The organism is uncultured Chryseobacterium sp., assembly GCF_936933875.1.
Classification (GTDB): domain Bacteria; phylum Bacteroidota; class Bacteroidia; order Flavobacteriales; family Weeksellaceae; genus CAKZIK01.
The window spans coordinates 79,391-105,977 of the sequence record NZ_CAKZIK010000029.1; the positions used below are offsets into that span (position 1 = coordinate 79,391).

A 26,587-nucleotide genomic window follows, 5' to 3' on the forward strand; every position below is an offset into this window, starting at 1 on the left:
TACTAAAAACCATACCAATTTATACTTTTACTGAGATGTTTTATAGAATTTCAATATATCAAGCGCGTACAGTGACATGATAACAGCTTTGAAATTTCTCTTTGATGTAATAGATTTTTCCAGCGTTTTCGTACTCTTTCAGTAGTTTTTCGAGAATTTTTTCCAGTCGGTCGTTATGTTCTAACCTGTCGTTAAAGCGTACATAAGAAATATCGAAAGAATTTCCGTAATTATGAGAACTGATTCCCAATGAAGCATTGCTGTTTACTTTTCTAAGTTTACACTGATCCTCCAAGGTTCTTGTAAGTGAAGTGTAAGTAAGCGTACTGCCTTTTGTTTTTCCGCTGAAATTTTTTGCGATTTCGCGCAGCATCAATTTAGCACGCGGAACAAGATAAGCACGGCTGTAATCAAGTTTGCGGATACGGTAACCTTTGCCGAGTTCATTTACTTTGATCAGCTTTCCTGTTTCTTTATATTTTGAAACCGACTTGGTATCTTTCAGGAGTTTTACATTAAATTTTTTGGAAGCGTTAAGATGTTTTTCGTAAAGCGGTGTTGGCTGTACTTTCAGAATTTTATCTAAATCATAGCACTTTCCGGATTGAGAAAAAACGGAAGCCGTCCCAAAAATCAATAAAAAAATTGCCGAAGCTTTCTTCATAATTGCGTTTAAGCCTTTAAACGACATTTTTTGAAATTTCTTGTGTAAATAAAGTAAAATTCAGACTATAATTAGATGAACAAAAAAATCCACTGATTTTCAGTGGATTTATATTTTAGTTAAAGTTTGCAGTTTGCATGAGCTCCATATAAGCATCTCTCTCCGATTCTTTATACAAATGTCTGTCCGAAAAGGCAACTACAGCTTTAATAATCGGAATAATATCCAATCCTTTTTCTGTAATGTTGTAGTGAAAAACAAGTTTATTTTTTTCACTTTTGGTTTTAGTTAAAAAACCTTCAGAAACCAGCTTTTCTAAACGGTCTGCCAAAGTATTGGTTGCAATACCTTCGGTCATTTTAGAAAGTTCTTTGTAAGTTGTTTTTCCAAAAGCTGCTATGTCTCTTAAGATCAGCAGCGTCCATTTGTCTCCAAACACGTCTAAACTTCGTGCTAGAGGACACACTGAGCGATACTCCATTTTTTTCAATTTTTTTTTATGGTTGTTTTTAGTTGATAAAAAAACGATTTCAAAAATCACTTTTTATTTTCAACAAAATTAAACGAAATATTAACTTATACAACATTAATTACCACATATTTATTGTATTATTGAAAAAAATACTTCCTTTTTTTAAATTTTCAGTAAAAATATCACTTGTTAGTTAAATTATTATGGTAAATTTCAACCAACATCAAATAATTTTAAATGGATTATTTATCCCTATTTTTGCAAAAAAGATAAAAAATCGTGATTAGCAGCGACCAGATAAAAGAACTTCAAAGCAGAATTGACGACCTTTACAAATACCTTCAAATCGAAAAAAAGAAGGTAGAAATTACCAATGATGATGAGAAAACTGCGGCTCCAGAATTTTGGGACAACCCAAAAGAAGCAGAAACATTCCTGAAGCAGCTTCGTTCCAAGAAAAAATGGGTAGAAGATTATGAAGAAATTTTCACCCGTTATGAAGATTTACAGGTTTTGGCAGATTTCGCCAAAGAAGATCCCGATTCCGAAAAGGAACTGGATGAATCCTACCCTGTTCTCTTAGAAAAAATTGAAGATTTAGAATTCAAAAATATGCTTTCCAATGAAGGCGACGAACTTTCTGCCGTGATTCAAATTACAGCAGGAGCAGGTGGAACAGAATCCTGCGATTGGGCTTCAATGCTAATGAGAATGTACACAATGTGGGCGGAAAAGCAAGGCTATAAAATTCGTGAACTCAATTTTCAGGAAGGCGATGTTGCCGGTGTAAAAACAGTTACACTCGAAATCGACGGCGAATTTGCCTTTGGCTATCTGAAAGGGGAAAACGGCGTTCATCGTTTGGTAAGAATTTCTCCTTTCGATTCTAACGCGAAACGTCACACAAGTTTTGTTTCGGTTTATGTTTATCCTTTGGTGGATGATACCATTGAAATCAATATCAATCCTGCAGATATTTCATTTGAAACCATGCGTTCTTCCGGAGCAGGTGGACAAAACGTAAACAAGGTGGAAACTGCAGTTCGTCTTCGTCACGCTCCTACCGGAATTATTATCGAAAACTCAGAATCGCGTTCACAGCTTCAAAATAAGGAAAAAGCAATGCAGTTGCTGCGTTCTAGGCTGTATGAGATGGAATTGGAGGAAAGAATGAAGGCAAGAAACGAAATCGAAGCCAATAAAATGAAAATCGAATGGGGCTCCCAAATCCGAAACTATGTGATGCATCCTTATAAATTGGTAAAAGATGTTCGTTCTGGGCACGAAACTTCCGATGTGGATGCTGTGATGAACGGAAACATCACTCCTTTCCTGAAAGCATTTTTAATGGCAGACGGAACTGCAGTTTCCGATGACGATTTTAATCTTTAATTTTTGGCAAACTTTAACAGATAATTAATCTACGAAAAGCGCCGTTATTTCTTACCTTTGTTGAATATGGAACACTTTGAAAGCTGGAAGGATTTATTGAATCCTGAATTTTATATCAAAATGGGCGGATTCTGGCTCATTCTTTTTATCATTTTTGCAGAAACCGGTCTGTTTGTGGGATTTTTTCTTCCTGGCGACAGTCTTCTTTTCGTTTCAGGGATTTATGCAGTAGATATCGTTCGCGAAACTTTCGGTTCTACCGGAAACGAATTTCTGGACACTTCCATTCTTGCTACTGCCATTGCAATTGCAGCTATTATCGGCAACGAAGTTGGATATTGGTTTGGTTTAAAAGCCGGTCCAACTTTGTATAAAAGAGAGGACAGTTTTCTTTTTAAGAAAAAATATCTGTTCCAGGCGCACGATTTTTTCGAGCAACATGGTGCGCTTGCCGTAATTATGGCGAGATTTCTGCCCATCGTTAGGACATTTACCCCTATTGTTGCTGGAATTGTGAAAATGGATAAGAAGAAATTCTTGATGGACAATATCATTGGAGCATTTCTTTGGTCGTTTTTGTTGATTTTTGCGGGACATTACCTTGATAAATTATTTATCGACCAGTTCGGAATCGACCTGAAAAAACACCTGGAAATGATTATCCTCGTTATCGTTTTAATCACAACCCTTCCCATCATAGTAAAATTTGTTTTCGGGCAGAAAGAGGCAAAATAAAAACAGAAACAGTTCTTCGGAGCTGTTTTTTTTATGGCGTATCCCTTGCCAAAGCTTGTGCAGCAGCTTCGGGTCGCTATGTCCAATGCAATCTTTTCGGGCGCGGCTTCGCCGCGCCCGAAAAGGATTTGACTTCGCCGAACCACTTCGTTAGGTTTCCGTTCCCATCGCTTACACAGCTCAGGATTCCAAATTCCACTTTTACTAAACCCAAATATTCAATATATTTGAAGAAACAATTTCACCCCTGAAAAAATGAAAAAATTATTGGTCCTTTCCTTATTTGCATCATCGATGTTCTTTGGACAAAAAAAATACGTCATGGTTATTCACGGTGGCGCTGGAACCATCACCAAAGAAATGATGACGCCTGAAAAAGAAAAAGCCTATAAAGAAAAACTCACAGAAGCTTTAAAAGCAGGTTATGCACAAATAAAAGCAGGAAAAACTTCTGTGGAAGCAGTTCAGGCTTCTATTATTATTATGGAAGATTCTCCACTATTTAATGCAGGAAAGGGCGCAGTTTTTACCGCTGACGGAAAAAACGAGATGGATGCCTCCATTATGGATGGAAAAACCATGAAAGCCGGAGCAGTTGCCGGAGTTCACACCATCAAAAATCCTATCAAAGCCGCAATTGCAGTGATGAATAATTCAGAACATGTAATGCTTTCCGGAGCTGGAGCAGAAGAATTTGCCAAATTGCAGAAACTGGAAATCGTTGACCCAAAATATTTCTGGACCAAAGACCGTTGGGAAGGACTTCAAAAGGCAAAACAAAAAGAAGCCGAAAAATTGCAGAAAAAAACTTCGTTCAACACCACAAAATATCCTGACTATTTCGAAATAGACCAAAAATTTGGAACCGTTGGAGCCGTTGCACTGGATGTTAACGGAAATATAGCTGCAGGAACTTCTACAGGCGGAATGACCAACAAAAAGTGGAACAGAATTGGAGATTCACCGATTATTGGAGCCGGAACGTACGCCAATGCTCAAGTCGGAATTTCCGGAACTGGTTGGGGTGAATATTTCATCCGTTCTACTGCTGCAAGAACTGTTGCCGCAAAAATGGAGTACCAAAACAAAGACATCAAATCTGCAACAGACGAAACCGTTCAGATTATTCAAAATCTTGGAGGCGATGGCGGTTTAATTGCTTTGGATAAAGACGGAAACGTATCGATGTCTTTCAACACTGCAGGAATGTACCGAGGAACCGTGACAGATAAAGGCGAAATTGAAGTTTTCATCTACAAATAATCAAACCCGGAACACAGAACTTTAAACCCAAAACTGTTCATGCAATTCACTATCAATAAAATTGAAGACTGGCAAAAAATAGTAGAAGAAATTCTGCCACAGCTTCAGCACAATATTTTACTTCTGAAAGGAAATTTAGGCGCTGGAAAGACAACCTTCACTCAGTTTTTAATGAAAAATTTAGGAACGGAAGACGAAGTCTCCTCTCCCACTTACGCCATTGTTAACGAATATCACACTCCAAAAGGAAACGTGTTTCACTTCGACCTTTACCGCATGAAAAATATTGGCGAAGTTTACGATATTGGCATGGAAGAATATCTGGACAATGCTTATCTGTGTATTATTGAGTGGCCGGAAATCTACGAAGATGAGCTTCGGGACTTGCCTCATCACCAAATTACTATTCAAAATACAGGTGAAGATAGGGTTATTAATTTCCGCTAAAAAATTGAAATTCAATCTCCAAAACTGCGTATCTTTGTACGATATTTTATCAGTTTTAAAAACAATTACGAAAGCGTAAATAATGAGCAGTACAAATATTTTCACTCCTTTTTCGGAACAGGAATTAATGCCGAAGGAAGAAAAGCTTGAAGTTGTAAAAAAGGGCAAAAAATTCAGTATCGGACTCCCGAAAGAAACCTGCCTTAACGAAAGAAGAACCTGCATAACGCCAGATGCTGTAAAAGTTTTGGTGGACAACGGACACGAAATTATTATTGAAGAAGGAGCAGGACAGGGCTCTTTCTTTGCAGATGTGCAATATTCCGAAGCAGGTGCAAGAATTACAGCCGACCCGAAGGAAGCTTTCGGACAGGATATGGTGCTGAAAATCAATCCTCCAACAGCGGAAGAAATTGAATATCTAAAACCTTGCACTTATTTGGTTTCTGCGCTTCAAATCAACCTTCGTGACCAGGAATATTTCAAAAAACTCGCGGAGAAGAAAGTTAATGCCATTGCTTTCGAATTTATCGCTGATGAATACAAACAGTTGACTTTGGTACGATTAATCGGAGAAATTGCAGGAACAAGTTCTATTTTGTACGCATCTGAACTGCTATCGCTTTCAAACGGTTTAATGTTGGGCGGAATTACCGGAGTTAGACCTACAGAAGTAGTCGTAATTGGAGCCGGAATCGTGGGCGAATTTGCCACAAAAGCCGCCATTGGATTGGGAGCAAGTGTAAAAGTTTTCGACAACTCGCTTTCTAAACTAAGAAGATTACATACGCTTGTTGACAGCCGCGTTCCAACCTCTATTATTGACCCAAAAGAACTGCAGAAAAGTTTAAGAAGAGCCGACGTTGTAATAGGATGTTTGCCAAGACTCAACCAAGCACCGATTGTTACAGAAGATATGGTGCTCAAAATGAAAAGAGGCAGCGTGATTATCGACGTAACGATTGACAACGGAAAGGTGGTAGAAACTTCGGAATTAACCAATATGGAAGACCCTTACATCATTAAACATGGCGTTATTCATGCAGGTTTACCGAATTTAACTTCGAGAATTCCGAGAACAACAACCAAAGCGATTTCGAATTTCTTCCTTTCTTATCTTTTGAATTATGATGAAGAAGGCGGTTTCGAGAATATGGTGTTAAACAAAAACGAAATGAAACAATCCTTATACATGTACAAAGGACGTCACACCAAAAAACTGATTTGCGACCGTTTCAATTTAACGTACCACGACATTAATCTGTTGATTTTCTAATTTTTAACTTAAAATAAACAACAAAACTTTGTCAGGATTTATCGTCTTCGGCAAAGTTTTTTACATAAAATGAGAAAACTGAAATTTTACTTATTGGGATTGATTCCCGGATTAATTCTTGTATTTTTTATTCTGAACAAAAAAGGCGCAACCTGCACCGGTTATTTACCGAATTCACGCGTAATTGCCGAAACGCTGTCAAAAAATTTTCAATTTACACCGGAGTTTAAAACAGTGATGGATACTGAAAAAATTGATGAAACCTTTATTAAAGACAGCATCATTACGAACGGCGAAATTAATTTTGACAAAAGCAAGGCGCAACAAAAGCCTTGTCCGAAATACGTTTTGTTCTATCCAAAAGAAAATCCGAAATACGAAGTAGATTTCGAAAAATGTGACGACAAAGCCACATTTACCAACCTTAAAAAGCTGAAATAATGAAGATTGCGGTTATTGGTGTCGGATTAATTGGAGGTTCCATTGCGTTGAAACTTCGGGAGAAAAATTTTGCTGATTTCGTTTACGGAATCGATAAAAGCGAAACGCATCTTCAGGAAGCTTTGGAATTGGGAATTATTGATGAAAAGACAGATTTCGAACATGGAATTAAAAAAGCTGACCTCATCATTGTTGCAGTTCCTGTAGATTCAACAAGAAAAATTTTGCCGGAAGTTTTGGATTTAATTTCAGAAAATCAAACCGTGATGGACGTTGGCTCCACAAAATCCGGAATTACTGAAGCGATTAAAAATCATCCGAGCAGAAATAGATTTGTTGCCTTTCACCCAATGTGGGGAACGGAAAATTCGGGTCCAACATCTGCGCAGAAAGAAAGTTTTACCGGAAGAGCTGCTGTGATTTGCGACAAAGAAGATTCCGCAGAAGACGCATTAAAATTGGTTGAAAAAGTCGCTGAAATTCTCGAAATGCACACGATTTATATGGAAGCTGAAGCGCACGACATTCACACCGCCTATATTTCGCATATTTCACACATTACATCTTACGCTTTGGCGAACACAGTTTTGGAAAAAGAACGTGAAGAAGACACGATTTTCCAACTCGCGAGTTCTGGTTTCTCTTCCACAGTTCGTCTTGCAAAATCGCATCCTGAAATGTGGGTTCCGATTTTTAAGCAGAATAAAGAAAATGTTTTGGATGTTCTTAATGAACACATTTCTCAGCTCAGAAAATTCAAATCTGCATTGGAAAAAGAAAACTACGAATTATTGGAGGAATTGATTAGAAACGCCAATAAAATAAGACCGATTTTGGAGAAGTAATTTGCGAAGAGAATGATTAATCGTGAAGGGTCAATTTTACCCTTTCAGCCTGTTATTTCATTGCGAATTTAAAATTTCCTACTTGGTGGTAAAAATATTTTTTTTTCAAAGATATCAGCCAAACAGACTAAAAGCATACTGAAAAAAAACATTATTTCCTTTTTTTTCAGTTAACATTCCGCCACATTTACCGCAATCGCCAAACCGCCTTCAGAAGTTTCCTTGAAACGGTCGTTCATGCTCAAAGCGGTTTCCCACATCGATTGAATCACCTTATCCAACGAAACTTTGGCTTTTGTTGGGTCGCTTTCCAAGGCAATATTGGCTGCTGTAATCGCTTTTATAGCACCCATGGAATTTCTTTCAATACACGGAATTTGTACAAGTCCTGCAATGGGGTCACAGGTAAGTCCAAGATGATGTTCCATAGCGATCTCTGCTGCCATGAGAACCTGTCCCGGAGTTCCGCCCATAATTTCTGTCAAACCCGCTGCAGACATGGCAGAAGAAACACCGATTTCAGCCTGACAACCACCCATCGCAGCAGAAATTGTGGCATTTTTCTTAAATAACGTTCCAATTTCTCCGGCAACCAAGATAAAACGGATAATATCTTCATCACTCTTATGCTCAGTAAAAGCCTGAGAATACATTAAAACGGCCGGAATTACTCCACTTGCACCATTTGTAGGCGCCGTAATAATTCTGCCGAAACTTGCGTTCTCTTCGTTCACCGCCAACGCAAAACACGAAACCCATTTATTGATATTCGTAAAATTTTCTTCGGCTTCAACAACGAGTTTGAACCATTCATCAAGATTGTTATAAATTTTTTCGCCGAGAAGTTTTCGGTTCAGTTGTGGTGCACGTCGCGAAACATTTAAACCACCCGGAAGAATTCCTTCTTTGTTCACGCCTTTGTAAATGCATTCTTTAATCTGTTGCCAAATATATAGTGCTTCTGCTCGCGTTTGTTCATCGGTTCTCCAAGATTCTTCATTCAAAAAAACCAAATCCGAAAATCTTTTCAAATCTAATTTATCAATATATTTTTCGACATCTTTTCCGCTGTGACAAGGATATAAAGTACGTATGCAGACTTTATCCATAGAACTTTCGTTCTGCGTTGCAATGAAACCACCTCCAACAGAATAATAATCCTGTGCAATTTCTTCCCCGTTTTCAAAAACTGCTTTGAAAATCATCCCGTTAGGATGAAAATCCAGCGTTTTATCCATGTTCAGCACTAAATTTTTTCCATAAACGAAAGGAATCATTTTTTCGCCGCCTAAATTCAGTTGGTTTGAATTTTTGATTTCGGCGATTTTTTCGTCAATTTTCGTGGTATCAATCGTTTTGTAATTTTCTCCCGAAAGTCCGAGCATTCCTGCAATATCGGTTCCGTGACCGATTCCGGTTTTTGCTAATGACCCGAAAAATTCAACGAAAACTTCTTGAACATCAGAAAGTTGATGATGGGTTTTAATTAATTTGAGAAAACTTTCAGCAGCATTCCAAGGTCCCATTGTGTGAGAACTGGATGGACCGATGCCTACTTTTATAATTTCGAAAACACTGATGGATTCCATGTTTTTTGCGTGATAATTAGATTAAATAAATTTAGAAAAAAAAATTAAGCGAAAATTTTCTCCAGTATTTCAGAAACTTCGCGGTGTTTGGTTGCAGGAAAAAGATGCGTCCCGTTTTCTACAACATAATCCGGCTTGGAATATTTGATGGGAAAAACGATGTCTTTATCCGCCAAAACCTGGATAACTTTCGGGTTTTCCTGGAATTTCCAAGCTGCAATTTTTTCGATGCTCCACTTCAGATAATAGGGATTACGTACAGCAAAATATTCTAAAACTTTCGGATTTTTTGGGTCAAAAAGCTTTCTGATAAGCGAATAAGCAATGGTAGATTTTTCGTTGAAGATATTTTCCGGTAGATATTTCGGAATTTTTGTAAGCTCTCCAGCTTTGATGAATCGGGATTTTTCTTTGTCTGATTTGATGCTTCCCAAAATCACAACTTTTTCGGCTGGTTTTATCTTATCAATTTCCTGCACCATAATTCCTCCGAAAGAATAACCCATCAAACTAAACGGTTCGGAATCATCGATTCTTTCCGCCATTCTTTTGATGTATTCTTCAAAGGTTTCATTTTTTTCGGGAATGAGCCAATCCAGAAAAACTACTTCGATCTGCTCCGGAAACTTCAATTTTTCCAAAACTTTGAAATCTGCGCCAAGTCCGCTTACAACATACAATTTCATCCGCCGGAAAATTATTTTGCTGTGAAATTTACCGTCATTTCAACGTCGTTTTTGATAATCATATCTTCAAAAACATTGTAATTCAAACCAAAATCTTTTCGGTTGAAGGTAAACATTTTCGACTGAAATTTAACGCCGTTATTATCCGAAGTAATATTTGCCGGGAAAGAAATTTTCTTGGTAATTTTCTTAATTGTTAAGTTTCCGGTAACCCAAGAATTGTAGTTTTTATCAGTGTTTGGTTTTACCGCAATGATTTTAAAAAAAACGGTAGGATATTTATCTACATCGAAGAAATCTTCATCCTTTAAATGATTTTCCAGATACATTTTGCGTTTTCCGGTTTCGTCATCGGCTGAAATGGATTTCATATCAATAATAAAATTTCCGGAAGTAACGTTTCCGTTCTTCAGTACTACGTTTCCGGCTTTTAGTTTTACCGTTCCATAATGCGAAAGAGATTCTGCATTCAAGACTTTATAAGCTTTCCAGCCAATCGCCGAAGTGGTTACTTTTTTGTTTTGTGCAAAGACAAAAGATGAAAAAAGTAAAAATATGAGGAGGAAATTTTTCATTTTAATTAAAAATTTGATGACAAAAATACTTAATAAAAAACTCTGCCAAAAGTGATTTCAAACAAAAAAGGCTTCACATTACGCAAAGCCTCCTTAAAAATATTTAAATGAACTAGTCTTCAATAAATGCTCCGTAAAATGCAGCACCCTGCAGAATTTCCTTTTCATTTCTAAGGAAGTAAATTGGAATGTCTTTCAGCAGATGTTCCATTCTGTCGGAGATTTTGAAATCTTTGTAGAATTTCTCCTTGTCAATCAGTTCATTAATTTTATCTGAGATTTCTCCTGTAATAATCAAACCTCCGGTTGCTTTTAGTTTTAAAACCAAATTATTGGCTTCTCTGGCTAAAAACTCCAGGAACATTTCGATGGTTAATTTTACCAGGCGAGAATTTTGCTCTTTTCCTGCAGAACTCATCACCGAAAGGAAATCTTCTTTCTGAACTCTTTCAGTTAACCATTCGTCTTCCTTATGCCTTCCAACATCTCTCAGGAAACGGTAAATATTGTAAAGCCCATCTTTTGAAAGTACATTTTCCCAAGTGACGATGCCGTAAATTTTATTTAAAAACTGATAAAACTGAATTTCAAAATCGTTTCGAGGTGAAAATTCGGTATGTCCTCCTTCCGTTGCAAAAGGCCTTAAACTTTGTCCGTCCCAAAACAGTCCGGCTTCACCTAAACCGTTTCCTGGAGCTAAAATTGCAACGTTTCCTCTGGATTTATTGTCGGAAGTGTGCAGCACTTCGAATTTAGATTCATCGGCTTTTGCTAAACTGTATGCAACAGCTTCAAGGTCGTTAATCAGGAAAACTTTCTGTACTCCTGTTTCAGCTTTTATCTGTTCTGCATCCAAAGTCCACGGAAGATTTTGGGTAACGCAAACATTATTCATCACGGGACCCGGAACTCCTACAGAAATTCTGTCCACTTTAAGGCCGGATTCATCCAAAAACTTTTTCACCATTGCTGCGAAAGAGCTAAAATCGTTTGTTGGATACGTTTTTTCGTTAGACAAACTGAGATCACCATTTTCGCACTTGTAATAAGCAAGCGTACTTTCTTTTTTGCGAAGATCTGCAACAAGTAGCTTTACATTTTTATTGTTTTCGCAGTTTATCCCCGGAGAATAAAGCGGAAATGTTGTCTTGGAGTCCATAGTGAGATGTTTCACTCAAAGATAATAAAAAGTTTTTCAGAAAATAAAAAAACCTTTCCAAAATTTTGGAAAGGTTTTATACTTGATTTCTGTTTTAAAAACTATTTACCACTTCCTAGAGGAATGTTGTAAGAAACTGCAGCGCCAATGGCACCAGCATTATATTTCTGTGTATCAATCTCACCATCGTTTCCTGTGAAGGTTTTCTGATATTGCAGTGCAAAATTCCAGTCTCTGTTATGGTATCCAATTTCCGGCTTGATGTAGAAACCACCATCCGGTCTTGCAACCGTACTGTTTGAAGCTACCTGATCATCACCAACGATGAAACCGTAACCCAAATCTGTTCCTAAATAAAAACCAGTTTGTTTTGGATAAACTCTAATTAAAGCTGCAACCGGAATTACACCGAAATCATTGTTATTTACAGTTGCACCGTTTACTGTATTTTCTCTACCAAAGAAGTGGCTGTAACCTGTTGCGATACCTAAACCAAACCCCGGAGTTACCAAGTTCTGATAAGCCAAATCTAAACCTACATTTGCCGATGCATTTTCAGCAGGAACTGCAAGACCTACATTTGCACCTACTTTAAGCATATTTTTCATAGCTGCACTCTGTGCACTCATTACACCTGCTGCTAAAATACCAGCTACTAACATTGATTGCTTAAACATTTTCATAATTTCAAATTTTAAATTTTACTCGGTTAGTCTTGTAATAATCGTGCCAAAAGTGGGTTAACTTAGGTTAAAAAAGACCAAAATTTTTCATAAAATATTCAAAATCAATTCATTATAAAAAATCAATAATTAAACAGTTATTTAATTCTGTAAGCTTTATGTGAAATTCTGAAAGACAAATTCTGACAAATTCAAACAAAAAGTCCGTTTTATAAGAAAACAGACTCCATTATATTAAATATGATTTAAAAAATCAACTTAAACCGGTAATTTTTCCGTCTTTATCAATGTCCATTCCTTCCGCAGCTGGAACCGAAGGTAAACCAGGCATTCTCATCATATCTCCCAGAATTGGTATAATAAAGCCGGCTCCCGCAGCAAATTCAAATTCTCTCACTGTCACTTTAAAATTGGTTGGTCGCCCTATTTTCTTTTCGTCATCACTTAAGGACTTCTGCGTTTTTGCCATACAAATTGGCAATTTATCTAAACCTAAATCATAAATAGATTTCAACTGATTCTTCGCTTTCTGTGAAAAAACGGCTGTATCTGCACCGTAAACTTCTTTAGCTATGGTCTCAATCTTATGTTCAACTGAGTCGTTCACGTTATATAAAGGTTTAAAATTATTACCGCAATGAATGGTACAATGCGCAACTTCTGCAGCGAGTTCCATCATTCCTTCTCCACCTTTGGTAAATTCATCAGCGAGGATTGCTTTCACGCCCAACTTTTCGCATTCTTCTTTTACGAAATTGATTTCCTCATCAGAATCTGTAGCAAAATGATTAATGGCAACGATGGGTTTTAAATTCCACTTAAAAGCGTTTTCGATATGTTTTTTCAGATTATCGATTCCGTTTTTAACGAACGGAAGGTTGGGAACTTCATACTCTCCTTTTTTTGCTCCACCGTGATAACGCAAAGCCCGGATTGTGGCTACCAAAACATACGCATCGGGTTTCAAATTTCCATAATGTCCTTTAATATGCATGAATTTTTCAGCTCCCAAATCAGCTCCGAAACCCGCTTCTGTTACTACAAAATCCGCAAGCGACATTCCGGTTTTTGTAGCAATAATTGTATTGGTTCCCTGAGCAATATTTGCGAAAGGTCCGCCATGAAGAATCGCAGGATTTCCTTCCAAAGTTTGTACAAGATTAGGTTTAATGGCGTCTTTCAGTAAAATCGCCATTGCACCTTGAGCATTTAAATCTCTGGCGTAAATCGGTTTTTTCTCAAAAGTATAACCCACGAAAATATTTCCGAGACGGATTTTTAAATCTTCAAAATCTTTGGAAAGACAGAGAATCGCCATTACTTCCGAAGCCGGTGTAATATTGAACCCTTCTTCACGGGTAATCCCGTTATTCGAACCGCCTAAACCAACCACGATATGACGCAGAGAACGGTCGTTCATGTCCATCACACGTTTCCAGACAATCGTTCTTGGGTCGATATTCAAAGTTCTTTTTTTGTCCTGAAGATTGTTATCAATTAAAGCTGAAAGTAAGTTGTTGGCCTTTTCAATAGCGGCGAAATCTCCCGTAAAATGCAGATTAATATCCACCATCGGAATTACCTGGGCGTAACCACCACCTGCAGCGCCGCCTTTAATTCCAAAAACAGGGCCCAAACTTGGTTCGCGCAAAACTGCGATGGCTTTTTTGCCGATTTTATTCAAACCATCACACAAACCCACTGAAACTGTAGTTTTTCCTTCTCCGGCAGGAGTTGGATTAATGGCGGAAACCAAAATCAGTTTTGATTTTTTGATTTTTTCTTCGTCTATATATTTTAAGGGAAGCTTTGCTTTGTATTTTCCGTAATATTCCAAATCATCACGGTCGATACCGATTTTGTCTGCAATTTCCCTGATATGCTGAATGTTCGCGCTTTGTGCAATTTCTAAATCTGTTGGAAAGCTCATAAAAAAAATAGTTTTAAATAAAATGATGTTATCAAATTTAAAACTAAATAAAAAACGATAAAAATTTTATCAAATGTTTAAAATCAGTAAATAGAAATTACTGATTACATGTTATTTCCTGATTAATGCTTCATTTTGAAAAGAAATTCCGTCCCAACCGAACTTCAAGAAATTTCGGATGTTGTGGTGGTCGTTACCGTCGGGAGTTTGAAGCACGCTTTGATAATGTTCTGCGAAAAGAGAAAGCGTTTGTTCTTTTGAAAGGTTTTGCAATTTTGCAAAACTGAAAACCTTGCAGGAACCGTTATTCTGTCCGGCTTCTTTGACAATTTCTTCGTTGGAAAATTCGGAAGGTGTGAAATCGTACTGGCTGTCTATATATTCTATGACATCTTTAAAATCAAAATTATTTTGAAACTGTTTTGGTAACATTATTTTTCTTTCAAAAGTACGGATTTAGCAATAAAAAAAACCTCAGTAAACTGAGGCTTTATTCTTATGACGCTGTATTTTTCGCCATTGCTTTTTCCTGTTCTTTTTTGGCGTGTCTTGCTTCATATTTTTTCATGAAATAACCAATAGCAATTGGTGCAACCCACATCAAAATTCTTCTTAAAAGTGTTGGATTCATAATTTATTATTTTGAATTTTTAATTGCAATTTGTAAGCCAAAAAGATTGTAGATTGAAATTATATAAAAGAAAAAACCACCGAAAATTCGATGGTTTCTATTTTTAAGCCTGTGGTTGTTCAGGTTGTTGGTTTTCTCCGTTTTCAGGATTTTGTCTTTCCTCTCTCGGTTTGTGTTCCGGTTTTGGTGGACGTGGAAGAAGCGCTTTTCGGGAAAGTCTCATTTTCTTACGGTCATCATAACCTAAGAATTTCACTTCAACCATATCGCCTTCTGCGTAAGGAACTTTTTCAGTACGCTTCCAGTCGATTTCAGAAATATGAAGAAGACCTTCAGTTCCTTTTGCAATCGCTACAAAAGCTCCAAAATCCATCACCTTCACTACTTTTCCGTTGTAAGTTTCGCCAACCGTAGGTACAAAAGTAATTTCGTTGATTTTTGCAATAGTAGCATTAATATTTTCGCGACTCACACCGGAAATTTCGATTCTTCCGATTTCACCAATTTCTTCAATAGCAATTACTGTATCGAAATCCTTCTGCATTTGCTGAATGATTTTTCCACCAGGTCCGATCACTGCACCGATAAATTCTTTTGGAATTTCCAAAACTTCCATTTTCGGAGCATGTGGTTTAACATCAGCTCTTGGTTTGTCAATTGTTTTCAAGATTTCTCCCAAAATATGAAGACGTCCTTCTCTTGCTTGAAGAAGAGCGGTTTCCATAATATCCATTGTTAATCCCTGGATTTTGATGTCCATCTGACAAGCGGTAATTCCGTCTGCAGAACCCGTTACTTTAAAGTCCATATCTCCAAGGTGGTCTTCATCTCCCAAAATATCAGAAAGAACGGTAAATTTTCCTGATTTTGGATCTGTAATCAATCCCATTGCAATTCCTGAAACCGGTTTTGTAATCTGAACACCGGCATCCATCAAAGCCAAAGTTCCGGCACAAACTGTCGCCATGGAAGACGAACCGTTCGATTCCAAAATATCAGAAACTACACGGATCGTGTAAGGATTTTCCTTCGGAATCATTCCAGCCAATGCTCTTTGAGCCAAGTTTCCGTGACCAACTTCTCTTCTTGAAGTTCCTCTTAAAGGTCTTGCTTCACCAGTTGAGAATGGTGGGAAATTATAATGTAAAAAGAATTTTTCGTCATAATTGATGGCAACTGAATCTACCATGTTAGCATCTTTCACAGAACCTAAAGTTACTGCCGTTAAAGACTGCGTTTCACCTCTTGTGAAAATTGCCGAACCGTGTGCTCCTGGAAGATAATCAATTTCTGACCAGATTGGACGAATCGTAGTAGAATTTCTACCATCTAGACGGATGCCTTCATTCAGAATCATCTGGCGCATCGCTTCTTTTTCAACATCGTGGTAATACACTTTTGCGAAAGATTCTACTTCTGCTCTTTCTTCTTCAGAATATTGGGAAAGGAATTCTTCCAAAACTGCCGCGAAATTTTCGTGTCTTTCTTCTTTTGCAGAAGGCGTCTTCGCTACTGCATACACTTTATCATAAGTTTCTTTCCAAACTTTTTCACGAATTTCTTCGTTGTGCTTTTCGTGCTCGTAAGTTCTTTTAACTTGAGATGAAGGAACTCTTGCAGCCAATCTTTCCTGCGCTTCAATCTGTACCTTGATTTCTTCATGAGCATATTTAATCGCTTCCAGCATTTCCTGCTCAGAAATTTCCTTCATTTCACCTTCCACCATCACGATAGAATCTTTAGTCGCTCCAACCATAATATCCAAATCTGCTTTTTTCAGATTTTCCATACTTGGATTAACAGAAAACTCACCATCGATTCTTACCACTCTAACTTCAGACATAGGTCCGTTGAAAGGAATATCGGTAATGGCGATTGCAGCAGAAGCAGCCAAACCGGCCAAAGCTTCTGGCATTGTTGTGTCGTCGTAAGAAATCAGGGAAATCATCACCTGAACTTCCGCATGGAAATCATCCGGAAATAGTGGACGAAGAACTCTGTCCACCAATCTCATCGTTAAAACTTCATCATCAGAAGGTTTTGTTTCTCTTCTGAAAAAGTTACCAGGAATTTTACCTCCTGCGTAGAATTTTTCTCTGTAATCTACCGTTAATGGAAGGAAATCCACTCCCGGATTTGCGTCTTTGTTTGCTACAACGGTTGCAAGAAGCATTGTTCCGCCACATCTTACTACTACAGAACCGTTGGCCTGTTTTGCCAAACGTCCTGTTTCGATGGACACTTCACGCCCATCTTTTAATTGAAATTTTTCAATAATTGCTTCTGGAGCACTCATAAAATTTTCTGTCTTGTGCAGTCCGTATTGACTGCGTTATTATTTAAACTTTTTAAATTTTCGCTTGCAAATATAGTGAAATTTGTTGGGTTTGAAGGAGTTTGATTTTGTTTTAAACGGTTTGAATACGTCAGATTTAATCAGATTTTCGCAATTTTAGAATTGATTTACAAGATTTGCACAAATCCGTTTTAAAGGCATAAAACTGGCTTCCAAATAGCCATAACATTAAAAATTTAACATTATGGGCATTTTATGGACACTAATTATTGGAGCCGTTGCAGGTTGGCTTGGCGCACAGATTTTTAAAGGCGGAAGCCTTGGATTAATTGGTAATATTATTGTCGGAATCATCGGTGGTTTTATCGGATACTGGCTTTTGGGAAGCACTTTCGGTACCGAAATTATCGGTCAGATTTTGACAGGAGCAGTGGGTTCCATTGTATTACTCGCCATTATTAATTTGTTAACGCGGGTTAAAAACTCCTAACTGATATAAAAAAAGCAACTCGTTTGAGTTGCTTTCTTTTTGGGAAGATTATTTTCTAAGACCAAGCTCAGCGATAATCGCTCTGTATCTTTCGATATCTTTGCTTTTTAGGTAATCTAGTAATCTTTTTCTTTTACCTACCAATTTCACCAAAGATTTTTCTGTTGCGAAATCTTTGTGGTTGCTTTTCAAGTGACCTGAAAGGTGGTTGATTCTGAAAGTGAAAAGAGCAATTTGTCCTTCAGCACTTCCTGTGTCTGTTGCAGATTTTCCGTGTTTTGCGAAAATTTCTGACTTCTTTTCTGATGTTAAGTACATGCAAATATTATTTAATGATTATTATGTAACGAGGTGCAAAAGTACGACTTTTTACCGAACCACAAAAACTTTATTGATTTTGTTAATCCCTCATCTAGAAACAATTGTTAAAAAAATCTTAAAATATCTTTTGTAAATCCCATAAATGGTGTTATTTTTGCATACTACAACACAAATGAAAAAAGCTTTACTTCTCGGCCTTATCTCTCTTTCTGCGGCACTTATTTTAACAAGCTGCGCTTCAGGAAACAAAATTAATCTTGTAGGAAATCAAATTTCTTTACCGGAAATCAACCGTGTGATTTACCTTGATCCTGAAATTGACCCTGATGTTGAAGAAATAAAAGACCCTACCTATTTCGCTTTTTTCAGTGCAGTTAGTGACCACATGAGTTCACATTATGACAGAAAGTTTCTGAGAATCAACAACATGATGAAGTACGACAGTATTGATGCTCAAACTTTGAAGGAGTTCTGCATTAATAACGATTCTCAATTGGTTATTGTTCCGAAGGTAAAATATTTTAAAGTGGGCTTCGGGAAATATGTTTTCTCCAATCAGGTTTTGGTAAGTCTTAAAATGTACGATGCGGAAGGCAATTACATTATGGAAACTTCATACGACACCTATCGTGGAAAAGGACGCCTTGTTGGGAACACCGAAAACTCTGTGAAAATCGGTACAAAAAACGCGATGGATTTGATGGATAAAGGCTTGAAAGAGTTTTTGAGAGCATACCGTAAAACTTCCTAATTTTTACAACAAAACCTTTCCGGTTTTTATTTTCGTAATATTTCAGTTATTTTTGCAGCGTCCAAAAATCAATTATGGAAGCTACCAAGGAACTTATTTTTAACCCGGAAGATATTGCCGAAAGACTGAGTGAACTTCACGCGGACGAAAGACTTTTGGCCTTCCTGAAAGTTCCTAAAGAATATAAAGCTGAAGTTTTCGCCCATCTCGATCCAGATTTTCAGGAAGAAACCATCCGAAGCATCGGAAGCGACGAAGTTGCCGAGATTTTGAACGGAATGACTCCCGATGACAGAACTACACTTTTTGAAGATTTTCCGGACGAACTCATCAAATATTCCATCAACCTTCTTAATCCGCAGGAACGCAGAATTGCGCTGAAACTACTAGGTTATCACGAAGATTCCATTGCGAGGATGATGACGCCTTATTACATCCAAATCCGTAAAGAATGGACGGTAAAAAGATGTCTTCAGCAAATTAAAAAAGTCGGAAAAAAGGTGGAAACAATGAACCATCTTTATGTGGTGGACGAAAGAAACCGACTCATTGATGACATCACGATTGGTTCACTTTTGCTTGCCGAAGAAGATACTTTGGTTTCTGAAATTACCGACAATCATTTTGTGGCGATTCCTACAAAAACTTCGAAAGAAGACGCTGTTGCGTATTTTGAGAAGTACGACAGAACCGCTCTTCCCATCGTGACAGACGGTGGCGTTTTAGTGGGAATTGTAACGATCGACGACATTTTGGACCAAATTGAATCTCAAAACACCGAAGACATCCAGAAATTCGGGGGTGTTGAAGCGTTGGACGAACCCTATATCCAAACACATTGGTGGGAAATGATTAAAAAACGTGGACTTTGGCTTATTGTTCTGTTTTTTCTTCAGTTGATTACCGCTTCTGTAATGGGTTTTTATGAAAATGAAATAGAAAAAGCCGTTGTTCTCGCCCTTTTTATTCCATTAATTATTTCGAGTGGTGGAAATGCGGGCTCTCAAGCTGCAACGTTAATTATTCGCGCCATGGCGCTTCAGGAAATCACTTTGAAAGATTGGTGGCGTGTTATGAGAAAAGAAGTTTTAACCGGAGTTGCTTTGGGAACTTTTCTTGGCGTTATCGGATTCCTTCGAATTATGATTTGGCAAAAATTCGGATGGTTCGATTATGGGCAGTATTGGTTTTTCATCGGGATCTCTGCAGGAATTTCTTTGGCGATGATTGTACTTTGGGGAACACTTTCCGGTTCGATGGTGCCGTTTATCCTGAAAAAATTCAATCTCGACCCTGCAACATCTTCGGCTCCGTTTGTAGCTACTTTAGTGGACGTCACCGGTTTGATTATTTATTTTACCATTGCAGGCATGTTTTTGACGGGGAAATTATTATAGGCAATTTTTAAATTTTGACTAAAGCCAAAAAATTTTCAAAAAAAAACGGACTAAAGCCCGTTCCTATTGTTTTTTAAACCATAAAAAAAGTTATTCATTACAAAATCTCCGCAATCTCCTTACAAAGCCATTCCAGCAACTCGCGGTCTTCTTCTGTAAAAGGATTTAAGTGATGAGAATCAATATCGATTTGACCAATATTTTTTCCGTCTTTGATAATTGGAACTACGATTTCTGCTTTGGTATCGATAGAACAACTTAAATAGTTATCCTGCTCATGAACATCGGGAACCACAAAAGTTTCGTTGGAAACAGCAACCTGTCCGCAAATTCCTTTTCCGAAAGGGATTACAGTGTGGTCGGTTTCTGCACCAACATAAGGTCCTAAAATAAGTTCTTCTTTATCACCGTTGCGGAAATAAAAACCTGTCCAGTTGAAATAAGGTATTTCCTGGTCCAAAAGGTGGCAGATTTTCTGCAGTTTTACTTTGGTATCGTTTTCTGGACTTTCGATGATGGTGGAAAGTCGTTTTTTTAAGTCAGTCATAGTTCTTCAATTTCAATGGATTCCTTGTAGCCAAACATTCCTCTTTCTTTAATCATTTCGGCAACTCCATCCGGAAGCTGCTCTTCCCAACCCGATTCATTATTGGCAATTTTCGACAAAATTTCTCGCGAATAAATCTCCGAGTAATCAGGATTATGCGTTTTGATATCGACAATTCTTCGGTTGGAAGTAAAATATTTGTATAATTCTTTAAGGTTATCATGAACCTTAAGGTTTTCTGAAGTCAAAAGCTGGTGTGTTTCGGGGTCGCGATAAGGATAAAGGTATACGCGCATATCTTTTTTGAAGAATTTTCCGAAAGCTTCCAAAATTCCGCCCGGTAGATTGTCGTAATACTGCTCATCAAATACCATCAACAAATTATTTACACCCATTGCAACACCCAAATAACGAATGCTGTAAGACGTGAAATAATCCACCAAACGGTAATATTCCGAGAAGTTGGAAATAATAACAGTATAACCCAATTTTGCCAGAATATCAACACGGTCAAGGAAATCTCTTTCGTCAATTTCTCCGGTTGCTTTCAGGTTGGCAATGGTAATTTCAAATAAAATAACGGTATTTTCCCGCGTAGAACGTGCATCTTTCAGGAACATTTCCAAACCGTTCTGAAACATATCCGTGTTCACCAAAGTTACAGGGCGGAAACTCCCACGAACAGCAAATACATCTTTTTTGTACAGAATATCTGCAGGAAGCATGTTTTTACCTTCATAATTGAAGATTACAGCATCCGTCATACCCCATTTTACCAACTGCAAACTCATCAAACGGTTGTCAACATATTGGAAAGCCGGTCCCTGAAAATCAATCATATCAATTTCCAATTTATCGATGGCGATATCGTCGTAAAGGGTTTTTATTAATTGCCTCGGATTATCATAATGATTAAAAGCTCCGTAAATTAAATTTACCCCTAAATTTCCGAGGGTTTCCTGCTGTAAAGTTGAATCGTTCTCCCGAAAACGGATATGGATAATTACTTCACTGTATTCTGCATCGGGTTTGTGCTGAAACATAATTCCAACCCAACCATGACCTTTAAAAGTTTTGTGGTAATTAATCGTAGTTACGGTATTCGCGTAGGAAAAAAACCTTCTGTCTGGACATTCGGCATTATCCAAACGTTCTTCGATGAGGCTTACCTCATATTTCAACATTTTGCGAAGACGGTTTTGAGTAACAAACCTGTTTTTCTCTTCTTTTCCGTAAATTGCGTTGCTATAGTCCTTATCGTAAGCAGACATTGCTTTCGCAATGGTTTGAGAAGCTCCGCCGGCTCTAAAAAAATGACGAACCGTTTCCTGACCCGCACCAATTTCTGCAAAAGTTCCGTAAATATTGGGGTCTAAATTAATAGATAAAGCTTTCTGTTTAGGCGTTAAAAACTGCTTTATATCAGACATTTTGAAATTTTTGTAAATTTACCAAAATTAATACCAACCTCAAAAAAATGAAGTTGAAATTTTTAGGAACCGGAACTTCGCAAGGCGTGCCTGTAATTGGCTGTAGATGCGAAGTCTGCACTTCTTCCAATCCAAAAGATAACCGTTTTCGTTCTTCCGCTTTGGTAACCACGGATTTAGGAAAAAAAATACTCATAGACTGCGGTCCGGATTTTCGGATGCAGATGCTCCAAAACAAGGAATTGAATATTGATGCCGTTTTACTGACCCACGAACATAATGACCATGTTATCGGACTAGATGATATGCGTCCACTCATTTTCAAGAGCAGAAAAGACATGGATATTTTTTGCCACGAACGTGTTGGTGAAGAAATAAAACTTCGGTTTCCTTATGCTTTTGCAGATGTAAAATATCCGGGAGCCCCGAGTTTTGAATTATTTAACATTAATGGAAATTTTGAAATTTTTGATGCAGAAGTGATTCCGGTTGAAGTGATGCACTATAAAATCGCGATTTATGGCTTTAAATTTAAAAAACTGGCCTATATCACTGATGCAAGCTACATTTCAGAACAAGAAAAAGAGAAGTTGAAAGACTTAGATTATTTAATTTTAAACTGCATCCGAAAGGAAGAACCACATCCTGCTCATTTTATCCTTCCTGATGTTTTGGCGTTGTTTGATGAACTAAAACCAAAGAAGGTTTACCTCACCCACATCTCTCATCACATGGGAATTCATGAAGAAACTGAAAAAGAACTTCCTGAAAACGTGCACATTGCTTATGACGGACTCGAAATTGAGTTTTAAAATTTGATTTTTTTCAAAAAAAAATTTTCGTAAAGTAAAATTTATATTATATTTGCACACCAATTTGAAGCCCAGATGGCGGAATTGGTAGACGCGCTGGTCTCAAACACCAGTTCCTTTGGAGTGCCGGTTCGATCCCGGCTCTGGGTACTAAAAATCTTCTGAAAATTTCAGAAGATTTTTTTTTTGCAGTTTTCTTTAATCCTGCAAACCACCTTCCTAAATTTAAAATATTTTTTTACGCAGACAATAGATAAAACCCGTTGTGCATTTTAAATAATACTGACTTTTAAGTTGTTGATATTTCGATTGAAATAAATTTTGTTTATAAACTGCACAACGGGTAGATATATATCATAAAAACACAGCTATAACTATATTGATTTAACAATACAATCCTTCTACCTTTGGTAGCATTTGGTGAAGTTTATGGATACTATAATAATGTAACCGCAATGGTTGGTATGTCTAACGGTAAACTAAACCAAAGCGCAGTAAAAGGAACCAACTAGAACTCACCTTCAGTGTATGCAAAACTAGGTTGGGACAAACAGGTTACCAGTGATTTAAGAGTAAGATTAACAGGTTCATTTATCCAAACCAATGGTTGGAATACAGGTTCTTATCTTTACAGCGCAGACAGAGGAGGTTCAAGATATTACTATGTTCTTCTAACTTTAGCAGATGCGATGGGTACTTCTAACCAAGCAACAGGTAGATTTAATCCTGGCTTCAGAAAAAAGAAAGCGTTCCAGGTAAACCCATTTGTAAAATATAACGGTCTTGAGTTCTTCGGAATTTACGAACGTGTGAGCGGAAAAAAATCTCTTACAGCAACAAGAGGAGACTACACTCAACTTGCCGGTGAACTTCTTTACAGATTCGGTAATAAAGAACAATTCTATTTAGGAGGAAGATACAATACCATTTCTGGTAACGACAATGATACAGCCGCAGAAAGAAAAATAGACAGATACAACCTTGGTGGCGGTTGGTTTATGACTAAAAACGTACTTGCAAAAGTGGAATACGTGAATCAAAAATACAATCAAAACGATATTTGGGGTGTAACAAGTCCACTAAATGGTGGTAAATTCAATGGATTCATGGTAGAAGCAACGATAGGTTTCTAAATCATATTTAAATTTTAATTAGGAAAAGGGATCGGTTTACCTGATTCCTTTTTTTTAAAACAGATGAAAAAATTTGTACTTTTTATTGCACTTTCGTTTACAGGTTTTCTGTTTGGACAAAACACGATTGAAATATTGGGCAAGACTAATGTTAACAGTTTTAAATGTAGTAACAGCAATCTTCCACATCCTGCAATTAGAATTAGCGGTGCCAACTTCTCACTTCCCGATTTTAAAGTAGAAGTGGACGGTTTTGACTGTGCAAATAAAATCATGACCAAAGATTTTAAGGCTACTTTAAAATCCGACCAATATCCTACAATCAATATCGACTTTACTTCATTCAACAAAACCAATACAGGAAAATACGCATGTTGGGCGAACGTAACCTTAATGAACAGGGCGAAAAAATATTATTTCGAATTTACTTTAGCTTCCAACAATCAGCTTATTGGTTCAAGAACCATTAAATTTAGTGATTTCGGAATTGCACCTCCGAAAAAAATGGGTGGGATGATTCGTGTTGACGACAATTTGAATCTCAAATTCAAACTGAAAGTGAATTAATCATAATGCTGAAAAATTCCTCGGTCTGTTGGTGTCCATAACGCCGCTTTTTGTCCTGCAGCTTTCAAACCTTCATTTGCCCAAGTATTGCATGTATCTATAAAACTGTAGCGTCCTTTTGCATCATAAAACGCATCATTTTTTCCATAAACTGCGTCTGTTTTAATCAGCATCACATTTCCGGCAGAATCTCTGTCGAATTTTTCACGGATAAATTTTACCAAATCCAAATACTGTTCTCGAGTTAAGGTAATTTTTCTACAATCTTCCCCGACTTTCATTTCGTTGTAAAAAGTAGTGTGCATCGCAGATTCGCTCAACCAAAATGCCGCATTGAAAGCAGTAGAAAATTTCAAATCTGCCCAAGTTGGCGTATCCAGATAAAAACCTTTATCACCCCAACCAACAGCCAAATATTTAAAATCATTTCTTTTTGAAAGCGTATTTTCGAAAGGAATCTCCTTACTCCAATCGAATTCTGCAGTTTTTACAGGCATCACCAAATCCGTGTGAACACCATTGGTAAAAATATAAGCTTCAATATTTTCGGGTTGATTTACTGGTTCTTTAGGAACTTCGATGTAAGGAATTAAAAATCCACATAGCAGATAAAAAGCGATAACTCCAAGAAGAATTCCCAAACCTTTTAACACCCCGAGAAGCACTTTTTTTACACTCATATTTTATTCCCTTTATATAATTTTCCCGAATTTAAAAAAATGAACCAAAAAGGTTCATCAATTGAATTGATAAAATTAATATTAAATTATTTTCAAAATATTTGGATAACTGAAAAATTTTATTAAATTTATTAACGAAATATTTAACGATATATGCACAAAAGTACCAAATCACAAAAGAGATTCAAAATTCGTGTAAAAGTTGCCCCAAAAAGAGTTCAAAAAAGACGCTGATTTTCTGTGAAGATTTTTCTTCCTGAAAATCTTTTTCTTTTTATGCAGGCTTCTGTTCCGCTTTCTCTTCAGCCTTAAAAGCCAAAATTTTAAGGTAAAGGAATTTTCTCCCAATAATTCGGAAGGTTAAAATTTCCGAAAAGGATATTTCTCCCTCAATCTCAAAGATATTTTTTGATTTGAATTTTATTAGGAAAGAAATTCAATATTTCGTTTCAAACCTGCAAACTTGGTCCTTTTCACCGGAGATTTTCTGAAAATTTCCGAGAAAATTTCCTGTGTCAATTCTTTCCACTCTCCTTTTCTGAAGTTTTTCAGGAATTCATTCGGCTCAAATTTCGGCTGATTGTGTGGTAAAGAAAACCGATTCCATGGACAAACGTCCTGGCAAATATCGCAGCCGAACATCCAGTCTTCCATTTTGTTTTGAAAATTGGAAGGAATTACGTTTTTGAGCTCAATCGTCGCGTAAGAAATACATTTGCTGCCATCAATAATTTTTTCAGAAACAATGGCGTCTGTTGGACACGCATCAATACAGGCTCTGCAAGTACCGCAATGGTCGGTTACGGGAGAATCATAAGCCAAATCTAAATCACAAATAATTTCAGCCAAAAAATAGAAAGATCCATTTTGTTTTGTGATGAGATTAGCGTTTTTTCCAACCCAACCAATTCCGGATTTTCTGGCCCAACTTCTTTCTAAAACCGGCGCAGAATCTACAAAAATTCGGCAATGAAAATCGCCGATTTCCTCCTGAAGTTCCAAGACCATTTCGCGCAAAATTTCCTTGATAATTTCATGATAGTCTTCTCCATAAGCATATTTTGAAATTTTGAAATTTTCAAGTTCAGATATTTTTTCCTTTGGAAAATAGTTATAAGAAAGCGAAATCACGGATTTTGAACCTTCTACCAAAAGCGTTGGATTCAGCCTTTTATCGAAATAATTTTCCATGTAGGACATTTCGCCGTGGTAATTATTTTTCAGAAAATTCTCAAGAGGTTTTGCGTCTTCTTCCAAAAATTCAGCTTTGGAAATTCCACAGTTCATAAAACCAAACTTTTGTGCTTTGGTTTTAATCAAATTGCTATATTTTTCGGCGTTATGTAACATAGATTACGGTGCAAAACTAACATTT

General features: G+C 37.1%; 29 protein-coding genes and 1 tRNA gene. 14 read left to right on the forward strand and 16 right to left on the reverse strand.

All coding sequences use genetic code 11. The features are described 5' to 3' along the window. Nucleotides 1-58: 58 nt before the first annotated feature. The gene (locus tag Q0252_RS04810) at nucleotides 59-664 is read right to left on the reverse strand and encodes a DUF5715 family protein (RefSeq protein WP_297984349.1); all 606 of its coding nucleotides are present in this window, start codon (nucleotides 662-664) and stop codon (nucleotides 59-61) included. Nucleotides 665-779: 115 nt separating this feature from the next. Continuing rightward, nucleotides 780-1,145 carry a helix-turn-helix domain-containing protein gene (locus Q0252_RS04815; protein WP_297984351.1) on the reverse strand — a complete coding sequence of 122 codons (366 nt, stop codon included), beginning with the start codon at nucleotides 1,143-1,145 and terminating at the stop codon, nucleotides 780-782. Between the two features lie 270 nt (nucleotides 1,146-1,415). Between Q0252_RS04815 and prfB the strand changes: the two genes are divergently transcribed. From prfB to Q0252_RS04850, 7 genes are all read left to right on the forward strand, one after another. Continuing rightward, nucleotides 1,416-2,528, forward strand: a complete 1,113-nt coding sequence (prfB, locus tag Q0252_RS04820; RefSeq protein ID WP_297984354.1) for a peptide chain release factor 2 — start codon at nucleotides 1,416-1,418, stop codon at nucleotides 2,526-2,528. A 66-nt stretch (nucleotides 2,529-2,594) separates the two neighbouring features. Continuing rightward, complete coding sequence (locus Q0252_RS04825) at nucleotides 2,595-3,263, forward strand: VTT domain-containing protein (RefSeq protein ID WP_297984356.1); 669 nt, start codon at nucleotides 2,595-2,597, stop codon at nucleotides 3,261-3,263. A gap of 255 nt (nucleotides 3,264-3,518) precedes the next feature. After that, entirely contained in the window at nucleotides 3,519-4,526 is a 1,008-nt protein-coding gene (locus Q0252_RS04830; RefSeq protein WP_297984358.1) for an isoaspartyl peptidase/L-asparaginase family protein, read from the forward strand. A 39-nt stretch (nucleotides 4,527-4,565) separates the two neighbouring features. Beyond that, nucleotides 4,566-4,973: a tRNA (adenosine(37)-N6)-threonylcarbamoyltransferase complex ATPase subunit type 1 TsaE gene (tsaE, locus tag Q0252_RS04835; protein ID WP_297984360.1), complete on the forward strand. Its 408-nt coding sequence runs from the start codon at nucleotides 4,566-4,568 to the stop codon at nucleotides 4,971-4,973. Between the two features lie 82 nt (nucleotides 4,974-5,055). Continuing rightward, the gene (locus Q0252_RS04840) at nucleotides 5,056-6,249 is read left to right on the forward strand and encodes an alanine dehydrogenase (protein WP_297984362.1); all 1,194 of its coding nucleotides are present in this window, start codon (nucleotides 5,056-5,058) and stop codon (nucleotides 6,247-6,249) included. A 69-nt stretch (nucleotides 6,250-6,318) separates the two neighbouring features. Beyond that, entirely contained in the window at nucleotides 6,319-6,690 is a 372-nt protein-coding gene (locus Q0252_RS04845; protein WP_297984364.1) for a hypothetical protein, read from the forward strand. Then, nucleotides 6,690-7,535 (forward strand): prephenate dehydrogenase, encoded by an 846-nt coding sequence (locus Q0252_RS04850; protein WP_297984366.1) that lies wholly within the window; start codon nucleotides 6,690-6,692, stop codon nucleotides 7,533-7,535. The genes Q0252_RS04845 and Q0252_RS04850 overlap by 1 nt, the downstream gene beginning before the upstream one ends. Nucleotides 7,536-7,705: 170 nt before the next feature. Here the strand turns inward: Q0252_RS04850 and Q0252_RS04855 are convergent, their stop codons facing one another. The 9 genes from Q0252_RS04855 to Q0252_RS04895 all read right to left on the reverse strand — a co-directional run bounded on the left by Q0252_RS04855 (nucleotide 7,706) and on the right by Q0252_RS04895 (nucleotide 17,084). After that, nucleotides 7,706-9,124: an L-serine ammonia-lyase gene (locus tag Q0252_RS04855; protein ID WP_297984367.1), complete on the reverse strand. Its 1,419-nt coding sequence runs from the start codon at nucleotides 9,122-9,124 to the stop codon at nucleotides 7,706-7,708. 44 nt (nucleotides 9,125-9,168) lie between these two features. After that, nucleotides 9,169-9,810: an alpha/beta hydrolase gene (locus Q0252_RS04860; RefSeq protein ID WP_297984369.1), complete on the reverse strand. Its 642-nt coding sequence runs from the start codon at nucleotides 9,808-9,810 to the stop codon at nucleotides 9,169-9,171. Nucleotides 9,811-9,821: 11 nt separating this feature from the next. Then, entirely contained in the window at nucleotides 9,822-10,385 is a 564-nt protein-coding gene (locus tag Q0252_RS04865; RefSeq protein ID WP_297984371.1) for a YceI family protein, read from the reverse strand. 112 nt (nucleotides 10,386-10,497) lie between these two features. Next, complete coding sequence (locus Q0252_RS04870) at nucleotides 10,498-11,544, reverse strand: glucokinase (RefSeq protein WP_297984373.1); 1,047 nt, start codon at nucleotides 11,542-11,544, stop codon at nucleotides 10,498-10,500. Nucleotides 11,545-11,645: 101 nt separating this feature from the next. After that, nucleotides 11,646-12,227, reverse strand: coding sequence for a hypothetical protein (locus Q0252_RS04875; RefSeq protein ID WP_297984375.1), 582 nt, complete (start codon nucleotides 12,225-12,227; stop codon nucleotides 11,646-11,648). A 253-nt stretch (nucleotides 12,228-12,480) separates the two neighbouring features. Next, nucleotides 12,481-14,157: a formate--tetrahydrofolate ligase gene (locus Q0252_RS04880; RefSeq protein ID WP_297984377.1), complete on the reverse strand. Its 1,677-nt coding sequence runs from the start codon at nucleotides 14,155-14,157 to the stop codon at nucleotides 12,481-12,483. A gap of 111 nt (nucleotides 14,158-14,268) precedes the next feature. Then, nucleotides 14,269-14,589: a HopJ type III effector protein gene (locus tag Q0252_RS04885; RefSeq protein ID WP_297984379.1), complete on the reverse strand. Its 321-nt coding sequence runs from the start codon at nucleotides 14,587-14,589 to the stop codon at nucleotides 14,269-14,271. Between the two features lie 64 nt (nucleotides 14,590-14,653). Then, nucleotides 14,654-14,788 carry a hypothetical protein gene (locus Q0252_RS04890; protein WP_297984381.1) on the reverse strand — a complete coding sequence of 45 codons (135 nt, stop codon included), beginning with the start codon at nucleotides 14,786-14,788 and terminating at the stop codon, nucleotides 14,654-14,656. A gap of 103 nt (nucleotides 14,789-14,891) precedes the next feature. Next, nucleotides 14,892-17,084, reverse strand: a complete 2,193-nt coding sequence (locus Q0252_RS04895) for a polyribonucleotide nucleotidyltransferase (protein ID WP_297984383.1) — start codon at nucleotides 17,082-17,084, stop codon at nucleotides 14,892-14,894. A gap of 244 nt (nucleotides 17,085-17,328) precedes the next feature. Here Q0252_RS04895 and Q0252_RS04900 point away from each other — a divergent pair, with 244 nt between their 5' ends. Beyond that, nucleotides 17,329-17,574, forward strand: coding sequence for a GlsB/YeaQ/YmgE family stress response membrane protein (locus tag Q0252_RS04900; RefSeq protein ID WP_297984384.1), 246 nt, complete (start codon nucleotides 17,329-17,331; stop codon nucleotides 17,572-17,574). A 48-nt stretch (nucleotides 17,575-17,622) separates the two neighbouring features. Here the strand turns inward: Q0252_RS04900 and rpsO are convergent, their stop codons facing one another. Beyond that, the gene (gene rpsO, locus Q0252_RS04905; RefSeq protein WP_297984386.1) at nucleotides 17,623-17,892 is read right to left on the reverse strand and encodes a 30S ribosomal protein S15; all 270 of its coding nucleotides are present in this window, start codon (nucleotides 17,890-17,892) and stop codon (nucleotides 17,623-17,625) included. A gap of 175 nt (nucleotides 17,893-18,067) precedes the next feature. On the opposite strand from rpsO, the gene Q0252_RS04910 reads away from it, so the two are divergent. Both Q0252_RS04910 and mgtE read left to right on the forward strand, forming a co-directional pair. Next, nucleotides 18,068-18,646 carry a pyruvate decarboxylase gene (locus tag Q0252_RS04910; RefSeq protein ID WP_297984388.1) on the forward strand — a complete coding sequence of 193 codons (579 nt, stop codon included), beginning with the start codon at nucleotides 18,068-18,070 and terminating at the stop codon, nucleotides 18,644-18,646. 74 nt (nucleotides 18,647-18,720) lie between these two features. After that, a complete protein-coding gene (mgtE, locus tag Q0252_RS04915; protein ID WP_297984390.1) occupies nucleotides 18,721-20,043 on the forward strand; it encodes a magnesium transporter in 1,323 nt (440 codons plus the stop codon). A 97-nt stretch (nucleotides 20,044-20,140) separates the two neighbouring features. Here mgtE and Q0252_RS04920 read toward each other — a convergent pair whose 3' ends face one another. Both Q0252_RS04920 and Q0252_RS04925 read right to left on the reverse strand, forming a co-directional pair. Continuing rightward, nucleotides 20,141-20,590 carry a GAF domain-containing protein gene (locus Q0252_RS04920; protein WP_297984392.1) on the reverse strand — a complete coding sequence of 150 codons (450 nt, stop codon included), beginning with the start codon at nucleotides 20,588-20,590 and terminating at the stop codon, nucleotides 20,141-20,143. Continuing rightward, complete coding sequence (locus tag Q0252_RS04925) at nucleotides 20,587-22,020, reverse strand: TonB-dependent receptor (protein WP_297984394.1); 1,434 nt, start codon at nucleotides 22,018-22,020, stop codon at nucleotides 20,587-20,589. The genes Q0252_RS04920 and Q0252_RS04925 overlap by 4 nt, the downstream gene beginning before the upstream one ends. A gap of 47 nt (nucleotides 22,021-22,067) precedes the next feature. Here Q0252_RS04925 and Q0252_RS04930 point away from each other — a divergent pair, with 47 nt between their 5' ends. The 4 genes from Q0252_RS04930 to Q0252_RS04945 all read left to right on the forward strand — a co-directional run bounded on the left by Q0252_RS04930 (nucleotide 22,068) and on the right by Q0252_RS04945 (nucleotide 24,532). After that, a complete protein-coding gene (locus tag Q0252_RS04930; RefSeq protein ID WP_297984396.1) occupies nucleotides 22,068-22,832 on the forward strand; it encodes an MBL fold metallo-hydrolase in 765 nt (254 codons plus the stop codon). 69 nt (nucleotides 22,833-22,901) lie between these two features. Continuing rightward, nucleotides 22,902-22,982 (forward strand) — tRNA-Leu (locus tag Q0252_RS04935). A 374-nt stretch (nucleotides 22,983-23,356) separates the two neighbouring features. Beyond that, nucleotides 23,357-23,965, forward strand: coding sequence for a hypothetical protein (locus tag Q0252_RS04940; RefSeq protein WP_297984398.1), 609 nt, complete (start codon nucleotides 23,357-23,359; stop codon nucleotides 23,963-23,965). A gap of 63 nt (nucleotides 23,966-24,028) precedes the next feature. After that, a complete protein-coding gene (locus Q0252_RS04945) occupies nucleotides 24,029-24,532 on the forward strand; it encodes a YceI family protein (protein ID WP_297984399.1) in 504 nt (167 codons plus the stop codon). Here Q0252_RS04945 and Q0252_RS04950 read toward each other — a convergent pair. Together Q0252_RS04950 and queG are read right to left on the reverse strand one after the other, a co-directional pair. Further along, on the reverse strand, nucleotides 24,529-25,212 hold the full coding sequence (locus tag Q0252_RS04950) for a TIGR02117 family protein (RefSeq protein ID WP_297984401.1): 684 nt from the start codon (nucleotides 25,210-25,212) through the stop codon (nucleotides 24,529-24,531). The genes Q0252_RS04945 and Q0252_RS04950 overlap by 4 nt on opposite strands. A 423-nt stretch (nucleotides 25,213-25,635) precedes the next feature. Further along, nucleotides 25,636-26,562, reverse strand: a complete 927-nt coding sequence (gene queG / locus Q0252_RS04955) for a tRNA epoxyqueuosine(34) reductase QueG (RefSeq protein ID WP_297984403.1) — start codon at nucleotides 26,560-26,562, stop codon at nucleotides 25,636-25,638. Nucleotides 26,563-26,587: the final 25 nt, after the last annotated feature.

Bases quoted from the DNA above. Each gene is read 5' to 3' on its own strand.
- Q0252_RS04860 (WP_297984369.1), bottom strand. From the start codon at position 9,810: ATGAAATTGTATGTTGTAAGCGGACTTGGCGCAGATTTCAAAGTTTTG.
- Q0252_RS04900 (WP_297984384.1), top strand. From the start codon at position 17,329: ATGGGCATTTTATGGACACTAATTATTGGAGCCGTTGCAGGTTGGCTT.
- Q0252_RS04930 (WP_297984396.1), top strand. From the start codon at position 22,068: ATGAAGTTGAAATTTTTAGGAACCGGAACTTCGCAAGGCGTGCCTGTA.
- Q0252_RS04910 (WP_297984388.1), top strand. From the start codon at position 18,068: ATGAAAAAAGCTTTACTTCTCGGCCTTATCTCTCTTTCTGCGGCACTT.
- Q0252_RS04895 (WP_297984383.1), bottom strand. From the start codon at position 17,084: ATGAGTGCTCCAGAAGCAATTATTGAAAAATTTCAATTAAAAGATGGG.
- Q0252_RS04890 (WP_297984381.1), bottom strand. From the start codon at position 14,788: ATGAATCCAACACTTTTAAGAAGAATTTTGATGTGGGTTGCACCAATT.
- Q0252_RS04880 (WP_297984377.1), bottom strand. From the start codon at position 14,157: ATGAGCTTTCCAACAGATTTAGAAATTGCACAAAGCGCGAACATTCAG.
- mgtE (WP_297984390.1), top strand. From the start codon at position 18,721: ATGGAAGCTACCAAGGAACTTATTTTTAACCCGGAAGATATTGCCGAA.
- Q0252_RS04830 (WP_297984358.1), top strand. From the start codon at position 3,519: ATGAAAAAATTATTGGTCCTTTCCTTATTTGCATCATCGATGTTCTTT.
- Q0252_RS04865 (WP_297984371.1), bottom strand. From the start codon at position 10,385: ATGAAAAATTTCCTCCTCATATTTTTACTTTTTTCATCTTTTGTCTTT.
- Q0252_RS04840 (WP_297984362.1), top strand. From the start codon at position 5,056: ATGAGCAGTACAAATATTTTCACTCCTTTTTCGGAACAGGAATTAATG.
- Q0252_RS04810 (WP_297984349.1), bottom strand. From the start codon at position 664: ATGAAGAAAGCTTCGGCAATTTTTTTATTGATTTTTGGGACGGCTTCC.
- Q0252_RS04870 (WP_297984373.1), bottom strand. From the start codon at position 11,544: ATGGACTCCAAGACAACATTTCCGCTTTATTCTCCGGGGATAAACTGC.
- Q0252_RS04945 (WP_297984399.1), top strand. From the start codon at position 24,029: ATGAAAAAATTTGTACTTTTTATTGCACTTTCGTTTACAGGTTTTCTG.
- Q0252_RS04845 (WP_297984364.1), top strand. From the start codon at position 6,319: ATGAGAAAACTGAAATTTTACTTATTGGGATTGATTCCCGGATTAATT.
- Q0252_RS04855 (WP_297984367.1), bottom strand. From the start codon at position 9,124: ATGGAATCCATCAGTGTTTTCGAAATTATAAAAGTAGGCATCGGTCCA.
- queG (WP_297984403.1), bottom strand. From the start codon at position 26,562: ATGTTACATAACGCCGAAAAATATAGCAATTTGATTAAAACCAAAGCA.
- Q0252_RS04920 (WP_297984392.1), bottom strand. From the start codon at position 20,590: ATGACTGACTTAAAAAAACGACTTTCCACCATCATCGAAAGTCCAGAA.
- Q0252_RS04875 (WP_297984375.1), bottom strand. From the start codon at position 12,227: ATGAAAATGTTTAAGCAATCAATGTTAGTAGCTGGTATTTTAGCAGCA.
- rpsO (WP_297984386.1), bottom strand. From the start codon at position 17,892: ATGTACTTAACATCAGAAAAGAAGTCAGAAATTTTCGCAAAACACGGA.
- Q0252_RS04815 (WP_297984351.1), bottom strand. From the start codon at position 1,145: ATGGAGTATCGCTCAGTGTGTCCTCTAGCACGAAGTTTAGACGTGTTT.
- Q0252_RS04950 (WP_297984401.1), bottom strand. From the start codon at position 25,212: ATGAGTGTAAAAAAAGTGCTTCTCGGGGTGTTAAAAGGTTTGGGAATT.
- Q0252_RS04925 (WP_297984394.1), bottom strand. From the start codon at position 22,020: ATGTCTGATATAAAGCAGTTTTTAACGCCTAAACAGAAAGCTTTATCT.
- Q0252_RS04885 (WP_297984379.1), bottom strand. From the start codon at position 14,589: ATGTTACCAAAACAGTTTCAAAATAATTTTGATTTTAAAGATGTCATA.
- Q0252_RS04850 (WP_297984366.1), top strand. From the start codon at position 6,690: ATGAAGATTGCGGTTATTGGTGTCGGATTAATTGGAGGTTCCATTGCG.
- Q0252_RS04825 (WP_297984356.1), top strand. From the start codon at position 2,595: ATGGAACACTTTGAAAGCTGGAAGGATTTATTGAATCCTGAATTTTAT.
- tsaE (WP_297984360.1), top strand. From the start codon at position 4,566: ATGCAATTCACTATCAATAAAATTGAAGACTGGCAAAAAATAGTAGAA.